7 protein-coding genes are annotated in these 12,755 nt (G+C 72.4%); 4 read left to right on the top strand and 3 right to left on the bottom strand.

Translation table 11 applies throughout. The features are described 5' to 3' along the window. Positions 1 to 398: 398 nt before the first annotated feature. Complete coding sequence (locus tag ACH4RC_RS34040; RefSeq protein ID WP_398207763.1) at positions 399 to 3,716, top strand: BTAD domain-containing putative transcriptional regulator; 3,318 nt, start codon at positions 399 to 401, stop codon at positions 3,714 to 3,716. 76 nt (positions 3,717 to 3,792) lie between these two features. On the opposite strand, the gene ACH4RC_RS34035 is transcribed toward ACH4RC_RS34040, so the two are convergent. Together ACH4RC_RS34035 and ACH4RC_RS34030 are read right to left on the bottom strand one after the other, a co-directional pair. Further along, positions 3,793 to 5,709 (bottom strand): sigma-70 family RNA polymerase sigma factor, encoded by a 1,917-nt coding sequence (locus tag ACH4RC_RS34035; protein ID WP_398207762.1) that lies wholly within the window; start codon positions 5,707 to 5,709, stop codon positions 3,793 to 3,795. Positions 5,710 to 5,991: 282 nt separating this feature from the next. Further along, complete coding sequence (locus tag ACH4RC_RS34030; protein WP_398207760.1) at positions 5,992 to 6,756, bottom strand: TetR/AcrR family transcriptional regulator; 765 nt, start codon at positions 6,754 to 6,756, stop codon at positions 5,992 to 5,994. Between the two features lie 378 nt (positions 6,757 to 7,134). Between ACH4RC_RS34030 and ACH4RC_RS34025 the strand changes: the two genes are divergently transcribed. Both ACH4RC_RS34025 and ACH4RC_RS34020 read left to right on the top strand, forming a co-directional pair. Next, the gene (locus ACH4RC_RS34025) at positions 7,135 to 8,523 is read left to right on the top strand and encodes an NAD(P)/FAD-dependent oxidoreductase (RefSeq protein WP_398207759.1); all 1,389 of its coding nucleotides are present in this window, start codon (positions 7,135 to 7,137) and stop codon (positions 8,521 to 8,523) included. A gap of 320 nt (positions 8,524 to 8,843) precedes the next feature. After that, complete coding sequence (locus ACH4RC_RS34020; RefSeq protein ID WP_398207757.1) at positions 8,844 to 10,499, top strand: SpoIIE family protein phosphatase; 1,656 nt, start codon at positions 8,844 to 8,846, stop codon at positions 10,497 to 10,499. A gap of 50 nt (positions 10,500 to 10,549) precedes the next feature. On the opposite strand, the gene ACH4RC_RS34015 is transcribed toward ACH4RC_RS34020, so the two are convergent. Next, complete coding sequence (locus ACH4RC_RS34015; protein WP_398207755.1) at positions 10,550 to 11,821, bottom strand: MFS transporter; 1,272 nt, start codon at positions 11,819 to 11,821, stop codon at positions 10,550 to 10,552. 118 nt (positions 11,822 to 11,939) lie between these two features. Here ACH4RC_RS34015 and ACH4RC_RS34010 point away from each other — a divergent pair, with 118 nt between their 5' ends. After that, the gene (locus ACH4RC_RS34010; RefSeq protein WP_398207753.1) at positions 11,940 to 12,494 is read left to right on the top strand and encodes a MarR family winged helix-turn-helix transcriptional regulator; all 555 of its coding nucleotides are present in this window, start codon (positions 11,940 to 11,942) and stop codon (positions 12,492 to 12,494) included. Positions 12,495 to 12,755 lie beyond the last annotated feature (261 nt).

Genomic DNA, 12,755 nt, shown 5'->3' with positions numbered 1-12,755 from the left:
CTGGAACACAGCTCAGGACGACGCGCCCATGGCGGACAGCGGGCAATGAGACCAATCCGGCCGAGGAGGCACCCCGGCACGGCCCCGCCCCACGATCCGACGGACAGCGCACCACAGCGCCCTGGCGCTGCGCCGGGCCCGCCGCACCCCCGACGCACCGCCGCCGAGAAGGCGCCCCCGGCACGGCCCCGCTCCACGATCCGACGGACAGCGCACCACAGCGCCCTGGCGCTGCGCCGGGCCCGCCGCACCCCTGACGGACAGCCGCCGAGGAGGCACCCCGGCACGGCCCCGCCCCACGATCCGACGGACAGCGCCCTGGCAGGTCCACCCAAGCAACCCCGCCCCACCCCGCCAACGAGGCGCGGCTCCGAAGCCGAACCAGCGACAATGTCCGGGTGCGGTACTCGATTCTGGGGACGACCCAGGCCCACGACGACGAAGGGGCGCCCATACCCGTGGGCGGCCCCCGGCTCCGCGCCCTGCTCGCCTCCCTGGCCCTGCACACCCCTCGCACGGCCCCCACGGACGCCCTCATGGACGACGTCTGGGCCGACACCCCACCCGCCGACGCCCCGGCCGCACTCCAGGCCCTGATCGGCCGCCTGCGCCGAGCCCTCGGCAAGGACGCGATCACCTCGGAGCCCGGCGGCTACCGCCTCACCGCGACCCGCGCCGACATCGACCTGTACGTCTTCGAGGGCTTGGTCCGCGAAGGCACGGACGCCCTGACCGCCGACGACCCGGCGTCAGCCGCCCGCATCCTGCGCGAGGCGCTCGCCCTGTGGCGCGGCCCCGCCCTGACGGACCTCCCCGACCACACGGCGGCAACCCGCCCGGAGGCCCAGCGCCTGGAGGCGACCCGCGCGCGTGTGACGGCGGAGCTCCGCCTGGGCCGCGCCGCGGACCTCGTACCGGAGTTGCGCGAACTCACGACGACGCACCCGTACGACGAGCCCCTGCACGTACTCCTGATCAGAGCGTTGCGCGACGCAGGACGAAACGCGGACGCCCTGACGACGTACGAGGAGATCCGCCGCACACTGGCGGAAAGCCTGGGCGCGGACCCCGGCCCGGAACTGAAGGCCCTGCACGCGGAGCTGCTGACAGCCACACAGACCCCGCGCGCGCCCGAGCCCGCGCCAAGAGAAACCCCCGCTCCACGGACCGGCAACCTCCGCCCCCGCCTGAACTCCTTCGTGGGCCGGGAACCCGAACTCACCGCCATCCGTTCAGACCTGAAGGCCGCACGCTTGGTGACCCTCACGGGCCCGGGCGGCTCCGGCAAGACCCGCCTGGCAGAGGAGGCCGCCGCCCCGCTCCCGAACGCCTGGCTGGTGGAGCTGGCCCCGCTCGACGGCCCGAGAGCCGTCCCGGGCGCGGTGGTCAGCGCGCTGCGCCTGCGCGAGACGGTCCTGATGACGAGCGAGATGTCGACGGGCCCGCAGGACGACCCGACGGCGCTCCTGATCGAGCACTGCGCGAACCGCAGCCTGCTCCTGCTGCTCGACAACTGCGAGCACGTGATCGACGCGGCGGCGCAGCTGGCGGAGACCCTGCTCACGCACTGCCCGGACGTGACGATCCTGGCGACGAGCCGAGAACCCCTGGGCGTACCGGGCGAGTCGGTGCGCCCGGTGGAGCCGCTGCCCCCGGACCCGGCGCACCGCCTGTTCACGGAGCGCGCACGGGCCGTGAGCCCGGCCTTCGACTTGGACGCCGACCGGGAGGCGGTCGCGGAGATCTGCCGCCGCCTCGACGGACTGCCGCTGGCCATTGAGCTGGCGGCGGCGCGGCTGAGGCTGCTCACACCGCGCCAGATCGCGAACCGCCTGGACGACAGGTTCCGCCTCCTGACGAGCGGGAGCCGCACGGTCCTGCCGCGCCAGCAGACGCTGCGGGCGGTGGTGGACTGGTCGTGGGACCTGTTGGAGGAGAAGGAGCGCACGGCGCTGCGCGAGCTGTCGGTGTTCTCGGGTGGCTGGGACCTGGAGGCGGCGGAGGCGGTGTGCGGCGACGAGGGCACGGCCGCGGACACGATAGGCGCGCTGCTGGACAAATCCCTCCTGGTGGCGACGCCAACGCAATCGGTGACGCAAACGCAATCCGTGACGCCACGGCAATCGGTGACGCCACGGCAATCGGTGACGCCACGGCAATCGGCGACACCACCGCGAACAACAAACCCCCCAACACCCACCACCATGCGCTACCGCATGCTGGAGACGATCCACGAGTACGCGTCGGAACGCGCCGCCGAGACCCCCGACCTGCACCTGGCGGCCCAACGCCGCCACATCGCCCACGTACGCGCGATGGCCGCCCAAGCGGCGCCGAAGCTGCGCTCGGCCGAACAACTCCCGTGGATCGACCGCCTGGAGAGGGAGCTCGACAACATCCGGGTGGCACTGGCGCGCGCGACGAGCGACTCCGCCCTGCTCGACGAGGAGAGCGCGATCGCCGTGGCCCTGGACATGGGCTGGTTCTGGTGGCTACGCAACTACCGCTCGGAGGGCAGCGCTTGGGTCGAGGCCATCGAGCGGATCATGCCGGACCGCACGGCCCCGGGCGACCCGGACGACGCGCTGTACTGGCCGCGGCTGAACCTCCGCCTGCTCTCCCTCTTCCTGATCGCCGACTCACGCCCGCACGAAGCGCTGACCACCGAGGCGGACGCGGAGTACGTGGAGCGGGTGCGGTCGGCGTTCGAGCCGCCGAACCCGCAGGGCGCCCGCTTCCCCGGCCTGATCTGGCCGTTCTCCCTGTACCTCCTGGGCAGCACCAGATGGGCGGACGTACGCGGCGCACTGGACGCGGCGGTCGAGAACTGCCGGCGCTACGGGGGCGACTGGGAGCTGGGCGTGACGCTGATGTTCCGTACGCACGCCGCCGTCGACATGCCGGGCAACATGGAAGGGGTCGACGGCGACCTGCTGGAGCTGCGCGCCATCAGCCGCCGGGTGGGCGACCGCTGGATGCGGGCGCAGGTGTGCAGCGCGGCGGGGGAGGCCGCGATCGGGCGCGGACGCCTGGCGGAGGCGAAGGGCGAGTTCGAGGAGGCGCTGCGCCTCGCTCATGAGGTGGGGGCGTTCGCGGAGACACCGTTCCTGATGGCACGGCTGGCGGAGATCGCGTACCGCGAGGGCGACCGGGACACCGCGGAGAAGGCGCTCGATGTGGCGAGCGAGGAGGCGGAGCAGCACGGGACGGTGGACACGACGGCGTTCGTCGCGCTGCTGCGGGCGCAGCTCGCGCTGGCGGACGGGGAGCTGCCCCGCGCGCGTGAGCTGTGCGAGCGGGCCCGCGGGGCGTCGCTGGCGGGCACGCCGCCGCCCCAGTTCACGGCGGCGCTCGGCCTGGCCGACACCCGCGTCACGGCGGCGGAGAAGGGCCCCGAGGCGGGCCTGGCGCTGCTTGTCGACGTACTCAAGGACGCCGCGCTGGAGCGCTGCGCGGAGACGGTCATCACGGGCCTGATCGACGTGGGCGCGGAGCTGCTGGCCCGCGGCGGCGACGTGGCGGGCGCGGTCCGCCTGTACGCGGCGTCGGACGTGCTGCGCGGCGGCACGCCCCGCCCGATGCCGGAGCGGGGCGAAAGCGAGGCACTGGCGGCCAGGGCCCGCGAGGAGCTGGGCGAGGAGCGCTACGGGGCGGAGGAGACGGCGGGCGCGAAGCTGACCCACGAACAGATCCTGACGGAACTGACCCGCACGTGAGCGACGCTCAACCCCCACCCGCCGCTCACCCGCACGCACCCCGAACTCATCCACCGCTCACCCGCACGTGAACCGCTCACCCGCACGTGAACCGCGACTCCGCCCAGTCCGCCACCCCCACCGCCCCCAACGGCGCGTGCGGCTCGGCGACCAGCCGGATCGTCTTGTGCCCGGCCAGACCGACATGCACGGGCACGGCCGCGTCACGCCCCCGGAGCACCGGCGAGCTCCAGGCCCGCACCCCGTCCACGTAGACGGAGAACCGGACGGCGCCGAGCCCGAGCGTCATGTCGTCGACGCCGACGGAGGCGTCGTAGGCGGTGCACGCGCGGTTGAGGTCGATGGTGACCGAGGACCGGGCATGTACGGAGACACCGTGCGCGTACCGCTTGCCGCCGATCGACATGCCGTACCGCTGCCAGACCCAACTGCTCTCACCGAGCCGCATCTCGGGCCCGGTGCCGTCGCCCGTGATCCCGTACTTCAGCTCGTTCCACTGATAGACGGCGGGCGGCGGCGGCGTCGGCGCGGGGGCCGGTGGTTCCGAGGCGGGCGCCGACGGAGGCGCGGGCTCGGACGGAACCGGCGCGGCAGGCGAGCCCGAGCGCTCAGAGGACGGAGACGGAGACGGTTCCGTAGCCGGTGACGACGACGACGGCGACGGCGACGACGACGGCGACGGCGACGGCGACGAAGGCGGGGCGGAAGCCGGCACCGAGGACGATGGCGGGGTGGCCACAGGCTCGGACGCGGGCGGCTCCTCCGAAGGCACTCGGGAAGGAACCGGCTGAGAAACCGGCGGCTTCACCGCCTTCGCCTCCTCCTTGGGCTTCGGATCACCGGCGAGCGCGATGGCCACGGCGACGGCGACCCCGGCGGCCACGACACCCGCCGCGATCCCGGCTTTCGCGGGCCCCCCGAGCCCTTCGGCCGCGGCCCCGCCGGCGGCGCCACCGCCGGACGAACCGCCACTGGCCGCCGCGGCGGCCCCCGCCCCCGCACCCGCCGCGCTCGCGCCGCCACCACCGATGAGCGCGGCGACCTTCGCGTACCCGGCGGCGCCGAACCAGCCGATGACGGCGATCGGCACGACGCCCGGGATGCCGCTGGCGACTTCCTTGATCTGGCCGGCCGCGAGGCGGCACTTGGCGCACTCCTCCATGTGTTTGCGCAGGCCGCGCTCGGCGCGCGTACGGAGGCTGCCGCGCGCGTAGGCGCCGAGCCGGTCCGCGTAGCGGGCACATTCCTCGGACTCGGTGAGGGTGGCGGAGACGTGCGCCTGGAGGTAGGCCTCCTTGAGCCCTTCGCGGGCGCGTTTGGCGAGGACGCGCGTGCCGTTGGCGTCGAGACCGAAGAGGGTGGCGACCTCGCTGGGCGACTCGTCCTCGACCTCGGTGTGCCAGAGCACGGCCTGCCAGCGCTCGGGCAGCGAGCGGAAGGCCTGCATCGCCATGGACTGTTCGGCCTCGTGCATGGCGAGGACGTCGGCGCCGAGGTCGAGGGTGTCGTCGTCGGAGACCTCGTTCGACCGGGCGGCCTGGGTGGCGAACACGGCGAAGTCGTCGACCAGCTGCTCCCGCCTGGCGGTCTTCGTCCAGTTGGCGGCGGTGCGGCGCACGGTGGTGAGCAGATAGGCGCGCACCGCGTGCTCGGGCCCACCACCGCCGCGCACGGCACCGAGCATGCGTGCGAAGACCTCGGCGGTCAGGTCGTCGGCGGTGTGCGCGTCGCGACAGCACGTACGGGCATAGCGGCGAACGGCACCTGCGTGCCGCCGGTACAGCTCCTCGTAGGCGCTGTCGTCGCCCGCGCGCATCCGCGCAATGAGATCAGCATCAGCCGAAGACCCACCGCCACGCTGAGCGGGCACGGACACGTGGGCCTTGTCGTCTACGTCAGCCACATCAGCCACATCAGCCACATCAGCCTCATCGGCCACGTCCACCCGCTGCCCGGTGTCCTCTTCGCCTTCGCCCCGCCCCGCAACGCTCATCGCGGAAAGCCCCCGCCCGCACACTCTGACCCGAACACCGGGAAAGAGTGACACGCCGGGGGCTCATGAGCCCGGCCCCTGCACAGCAACCACTCATCCGTGGAGATCCGCCGTACCTGAGCACTACCGTTCACTCATACGGGGTAGATGCACCGGGTTGAACCGACGCACCGCGCACGGCAGTTGACCGCGGGGGACGACGAGAGAACGCCCCGCCACCACCCGCGGCCACCACTCGCACACGCTCGCAACAAGCTCGCACAAGGCCGAAACGGCCCACGGCTACGGCCGAGACCGCAGCCCCTCGAGCAGGATGTCGAGCAACCGCGCCGACGCCGCCGCCTGCTGCGCCGCGTCCGGCAGCGAGGGCGCCGCCGTGGCGATGACCAGCAGAACGTCCGACACCGTCACGTCGGCACGCAGCTCACCGGCCGCACGCGCGCGGTCCACGAGCCGCCCGACGACCTCGAGCAGCGCCGCGGCCCCGGTGTCGTCCGCGCTCACCTCCGCGTCGAGCACACTGGACCGCTGCTCGACGAGGCGCAGCTCGGGCGCCCCGCTCCGCTGCTCGGGCACGCGCGTCTCGTCCCGTACGCCCTCGGAGCGCTCGTCGGCGACGCCCACCCGCAGTACCTGCGGAGGGAGCAGCCGGCCCGCGCCCGAGGCGACCGAGGTCCGCAGGAAGCGCGAGAGCGCCGACCACGGTTCGTCCTCCTGACCGAGGGCGGTACGCGCCTGATCCGTCAGCCGGGACGTCTCCTCCTCGGCTATCCGTCGCACCAGTACGTCCTTGCTGGGGAAGCGCCGGTAGACCGTGCCCACACCGACGCGGGCGCGGCGCGCCACGTCCTCCATGGGCGCCCCGTACCCCAGCTCGCCGAAGACCTCGCGGGCCGCTCGCAGCACGTGTTCGAGATTGCGCTGGGCGTCCACCCGCAGCGGCGTGGAGCGCGGACCATCGCCCGCGCCCCGCCCGCTCGCGCCCCCCGACACGCCTGTGGGCGCGACGGCGGACGCTGAGGACCATTGCTGTTCCTGAATGTGCATATGTGTTCCCCCGGTAATGACGTCTCCCCCCGGAGACACTCCCCGTCATTGTCAGCCGGAACGTGGGGAACAGAACAGCGTTTTCCGGGCCGCCCCTGCGACCCGACAGCGCATCCCCCCGACACCCCGACAGCACACGAACATAGTTGAGCAAGGGTCAATTCAGAAGGGTTTGGTTCCGCACGGAGCGTCCCTCGAACGGGGTACGCGGGGATTCCGCCCGCAATGCCCCCCGGGCGCGTGCGCCCGCCCCACGCGCTGACCTGCGCACCTGTCCGACACCCCGGCGACACGCCGGGACGGTGCGCGCGCCCGCGCCCTGTCACACAAATTGCCGGGGCTGTGGACAAACGCCGGAGGGCGGTGCGTCATGGGAGGGTGAGGGAACCTGCGCGCATTCTCGTTGTCGGCGGCGGTTACGTCGGGATGTACACCGCCCTTCGCCTCCAGAAGAAGCTCAAGGCGGAGCTCAGAAGCGGTGCCGTGGAGATCGTCGTCGTCTCCCCCGACCCGTACATGACGTACCAGCCGTTCCTGCCCGAGGCCGCCGCCGGTTCCATCTCCCCGCGCCACGTCGTCGTGTCGCTGCGCAGCGTCCTGGAGCACTGCCACGTGATCGTCGGCGAGGTGCTTGCCGTCGACCACACCAAGCGCACCGCCACGTACACCACGCTGGCCAGCAAGGACGAGGGCACGGGCGCGGCCACGCTCACCTACGACGAACTGGTCCTGGCCCCCGGCTCCGTCTCCCGTACGCTCCCGGTCCCCGGCCTCGCCGAGCACGGCATCGGGTTCAAGACGGTCGAGGAGGCCATCGGTCTGCGCAACCACGTGATCGAGCAGCTCGACATCGCCTCGTCCACGCGCGACCCGGCGGTCCGCGACGCCGCCCTCACCTTCGTCTTCGTCGGCGGCGGCTACGCGGGCGTGGAGGCGCTCGGCGAGCTGGAGGACATGGCCCGGTACGCGGCGAAGTACTACCACAACGTCAAGGCCGAGGACCTGAAATGGATCCTCGTGGAGGCGTCCGACCGGATCCTGCCGGAGGTCGGCCCCGAGATGGGCCAGTACACGATCCGCGAACTGCGCGGCCGCAACGTCGACATCCGCCTGGGCACCCGCCTCGAGTCCTGCGAGCACCGCACCGCCGTCCTCAGCGACGGTTCCCGCTTTCCCACCCGTACGGTCGTGTGGACGGCCGGCGTCAGACCAAGCCCGCTGCTCGCCGCCACCGACCTGCCGCTGACCGAGCGGGGACGGCTGAAGTGCACCGCCGCCCTCGCCGTCGACGGCGCGCCGCACGCCTGGGGCGCGGGGGACGCGGCGGCCGTCCCCGACCTCACCTCGGCCGAGCCCGGCGCCGTGTGCGCGCCCAACGCCCAGCACGCGGTGCGCCAGGCCAGGACGCTCGCCGACAACGTCGCGGCGTCCCTGAGCGGCCGGCCGCTCACCGACTACGAGCACGCGTACGCGGGATCCGTCGCCTCATTGGGGCTCCACAAAGGTGTCGCACACGTCTACGGACGCAAGCTGAAGGGCTACCCTGCCTGGTTCATGCACCGCGTCTACCACCTCAGCAGGGTGCCCACCGTCAACCGGAAGGCCCGCGTCCTGACCGAATGGACCCTCTCCGGCCTGTTCAAACGGGAGATCGTGTCCCTGGGCTCGCTGGAGCGACCGCGCGCCGAGTTCGAACTCGCGGCCGGAACCGTCCCCCCTGAGGACCCTTCTCCCCCCTCGAACGGAACCTCGAAGAGCACTCCTTGACCTGTCCGGTCGTCATCCGCTGCCCCCCACGCCCCCCAGGCCCCCCATGCCCCTCCGTGTCCCCCTCAGGCCCCCCATGCCCCTGCGTGTCCCCCCACGACGACTGCCGGTGACGACGACCGGCGTTCGAACGCACGCCTGAATCTGATGCCCGAAGACTTGTTCCCCCGTCGCGCCTTCGGCCGGACTCCGGTCGCGGGACACACCAACTCCCGCCATCGGACCGGCACCTGACGTTTGTCAGTACGGTCGGCCAGACTGGTCCATGAACCCAGGCGGGCACCGCCGCCCGCCGTCGACCCCACGAGGCTTGCCCCACAGTGAACTTCACGCGCTGGAGCGCCCGGCTCCCCGGAACGCAGCGCCGCGCCGCATCGCGGGCCGAACACGGCCTGCCCCCGCGAGGCGAGAGCGCCGTGCCCGCGGCCCGCGCCGAGCACCTGCCCGACGACCCCGGGCAGGACGGCACCGGCGGCGGCGTGGACGAGCTGCCCGTCCGCGACGTCCTCGACCGCATCCCCGGCCTGGTCGCCCTGGTGCACGGCCCCGACCACCGGATCGCGTACGTCAACGACGCGTACGTGGCCGCCTTCGGCGACCGCCCCGTCGGCGAACCCGCCCGCGACGCCCTGCCCGAACTCGACGAGCTGAGCCTGCTGCCCCTCCTCGACCAGGTGCTGCGCAGCACGAAGCCCCGTACGGTCAAGTCCCGCAGGACCGCCGCGGGCCGCTCCTACACCGTCACCTGCACCCCGCTGGAGACCGCCGAAGGACCCGGCGTCCTGGTCTTCGCCGCCGACGTCACCGACCACGCGGAAGCGGCCGAGCGGCTGCGCACGAGCGAGCGCGAGCACCGCCGCACGGCCGTCACCCTTCAGCGCTCCCTGCTCCCGCAGGAGCTGGAGGAACCCGACGACCTGCGCATCGCCGCCACCTACCAGCCCGGCGGCACCGAGGCCGCGGTCGGCGGCGACTGGTACGACGTCATCACCCTCGGCGGTGGCCGCACGGCCCTGGTGATCGGCGACGTGATGGGCCGGGGCGTGCGCGCCGCGGCAGTGATGGGCCAGCTCCGCACGGCCGTACGCGCCTACGCCCGTCTCGACCTGCCTCCGCACGAGGTACTGCAACTGCTCGACGGGCTCGCCATCGAAATCGACCCGCAGCAGATCGCCACGTGCGTCTACGCCGTCCACGACCCGAACGAGGGCCGCCTCGTCTACGCGTCCGCGGGGCACCTCCCCATCCTCGTACGCGACGAGAACGGCACGATCCACCGCGCCGAGGAACCGACAGGGCCACCGCTCGGTACGGGGGGCTGGCTGCACACCTCGGGCTCCGTGCCGCTCGGCCCCGGCTCGACGGCCGTCATGTACACCGACGGCCTGGTGGAGCGCAGGGACGAGGACATCGACGAGGGGGTCGCGGCGCTCGAGAACGCGCTGTCGGGCGCGACCGGCACACCCCAGGTGATCTGCGACCGCTTGATCCGTGCGGCGGGCGTCACCGCCGACCACGACGACGACGTCGCGGTCCTGGTCCTCCAGCACCCGGCGCGCAAGGGCGCCGACGGCGAGCGCTTCCGCAACGCCGCCCTGGAACTGCTCGGCGGCGTCGAGGCGGCACCCCGCGCCCGCGCCTTCGCCTCCGGCGTCCTGACCAGCTGGCGCTTCCCCACCGACCTGCACGACCTGGGCGTCCTGGCCGCCAGCGAGCTCGTCGCGAACTCCTTGCAGCACGGCACCCCGCCGATGCGGCTTCGCCTGCGCCGCACCGACCGCCGCCTGATCATCGAGGTGACCGACGGGGACGACCACCTTCCGCGCCGCCGCCGTGCCGAGCCCGCCGACGAGACGGGCCGCGGCATCGCCATCGTCGCCACGATCGCCTCGAACTGGGGCGCGCGCCGCACGCCGGGCGGCGGCAAGGCGGTGTGGTGCGAGTTCCTGCTCCCGAAGGACTCAGTTCAGCAGTGAGCGGGGTCGGCCCCGGCCCCTGGTGAACAGGGGCCGGGGCCGACCGGCGCTCACGCCTCCGCGGTGGCGTGAGCCGGTGAACCCTGCGCCACGACACGGCTCCCGGCCAGCGACGGCTGGTCCTGTATCGGCGTGAGCCGCTTCCCGAGCCGCAGGGCCAGAGCGGTGATGCCGAGCGAGAACAGCAGGAACGTCACGATGTACGGCCCGTGCAGGGAGGCCCCCATCGGCCCGCCCACCGCGGGGCCGACCGCGAGCGCGAGCTGCTTCACCAGCGCGAACGCCGAGTTGTACGAGCCGACCGACCCGGCCGGGGCGAGATCGGCGACCAGCGGTGCCACGGTCGGCGACAGCATCGCCTCACCGAGCCCGAACAGCGCGTACGTGGAGATGAACGCGGCGGTCGCCATGGCCTGGCTGCCGTGCCCGAGGCCCGCGTACCCGGCGGCGATCCACGCGACGGCCCAGATGAGCCCCACGGCGGCGATCACCCGGGTGCGCTTGCGGCGCTCCACGAACTTCAGCACGGCGAACTGCGCGATGACGATCATCGCGGTGTTGGCGGCCAGCGCGATCCCGAGCGTCGACGCCGAGATACCGGCGGCCTCGACCCCGTAGGCGCTCAGACCGGACTCGAACTGCCCGTAGCAGGCGAAGAACACCACGAACCCGAGACCGCACAGCTGCACCATCGCCCGGTGCCCGAGCAGCGCTCGCAGGCCGCCCTTGGAACCGTCCTTCGGTATCGACTCACCGAAGCCCGGGGCGTGCGGCATCCGCACGCTCAGCACGATCGCGGCGAGGACCAGGAACATCACGGCCTCGATGCCGAAGAGCAGCAGGAAGCTGTCCGGCCGGCTCTCGTCCACGATCTGGCCGCCGATGAGGCCGCCTATGCCGAGCCCCAGGTTCTGCAGGAAGAACTGCATGGCGAACGACCGCGTCCGCGTCTCCGGCGCCGAGCACCAGACGATCATCGTCGCGAGCGCGGGCTGCAGGACGGCGGTCCCGGCACCGAGCACGGCGGCGGCGCCGATGGCGGCGGGCTCACTGCTCGCGAGCCCGAGACCGATCGCGCCCACGGCCGCCACGACCGACGCCACGAGGAGGACGGGGAGCGGGCCGCGCCGGTCGATCGCGCGGCCGGTGAAAGGCAGGACGACGAGAGCGGCCATGGCGAAGGCGGCCAGCACGATGCCGGCCGCACCAGCACCAAGATCCCGGACCTCCGCGACATAGACGTAGAGGAACGGAACCGTGAAGCCGATGCCGAACGCGCTCAACGCGCTTCCCACCTGAACCCGGCGCATCGCAGCGCCCATCGCCCTGGTCACTTTCACCTGCCCTTTCGCAGTCAAGACTTCGAAGCTAAAGTTAGAAGCTAAACAATACACAGAGAAGGACTTCAACGCCAACCACTTCTGTGCCAGACTGCGCGGCATGGCCGACACTCCCGGCAAGCCGCCAGCCGAGCCGACGCTCGACGAGCAGATCGCCGCCTACCAGCGCGAGTTCCAGGACCTCGACCCGCAGGTCGAGGCGATCGTCTCGGCGCTCGGCAGGCTCAACCGCCGGATGAACGTGGCGTACGGCCGCCAGACCGCCGAGATCGGCATCAGCAACACGGAGTGGGAGGTCCTCAAGGCCCTCGTGCTCTCCGGCTCCCCGTACCGGCTGGGCCCGGGGGAGCTCGCGAGACGGCTCGGCCTGACGCCCGCCGCGATGACCCACCGCATCGACCGCATGGTCCAGGAGGGCCTGGTCACCCGCGACCGAGACGAGAACAACCGGGTCCGCGTCATCGTGGAGCTCACCCCGCAGGGCCGGGAGAAGTGGCTGGCGGCCATGCGTCTCGCGTCCGTCTTCGAGGAGGACCTCCTCCAGGACCTGACGGCGGTCGAGCGCGGCCTGCTGGGAGAGGTCCTCATCCGCCTCCTGCGCCGCGTCGAGGAGGCCCAGCCGGACGCCGGCGGCCGTCTCACCGACCTCGACTGAGAACCCAGAGCCCTTGCGCTGTGCGGGGGTTGACACTGCCCTCGTCGATCCGTAATGTTCTTCGGGTTGCCACGGAGCCGTAACGGTTCTGCGACAGCACCTCCCGCCGCTTGAAGCGGCACCCACACATCAGCACGATCTCCCCCTGGGATTGTTTTCGGCGTGCCCGAATTCAATTCGACTCGGCCCGATTGGGAACGAGAGCGGGAATCAGCTAATGTCTGGGACGTCGGAACGGCCCAACAGCCGGAATGACACTGC

Source organism: Streptomyces sp. NPDC016845, assembly GCF_044332585.1.
Taxonomy (GTDB): domain Bacteria; phylum Actinomycetota; class Actinomycetes; order Streptomycetales; family Streptomycetaceae; genus Streptomyces.
Note: the sequence above shows the minus strand (reverse complement) of the source record. Positions and strands in the feature narration are given on the sequence as shown.

Excerpts from the sequence above, each read along its gene's own strand:
- ACH4RC_RS34035 (WP_398207762.1), bottom strand. The coding sequence starts at position 5,709 with ATGAGCGTTGCGGGGCGGGGCGAAGGCGAAGAGGACACCGGGCAGCGG.
- ACH4RC_RS34030 (WP_398207760.1), bottom strand. The coding sequence starts at position 6,756 with ATGCACATTCAGGAACAGCAATGGTCCTCAGCGTCCGCCGTCGCGCCC.
- ACH4RC_RS34015 (WP_398207755.1), bottom strand. The coding sequence starts at position 11,821 with ATGGGCGCTGCGATGCGCCGGGTTCAGGTGGGAAGCGCGTTGAGCGCG.
- ACH4RC_RS34010 (WP_398207753.1), top strand. The coding sequence starts at position 11,940 with ATGGCCGACACTCCCGGCAAGCCGCCAGCCGAGCCGACGCTCGACGAG.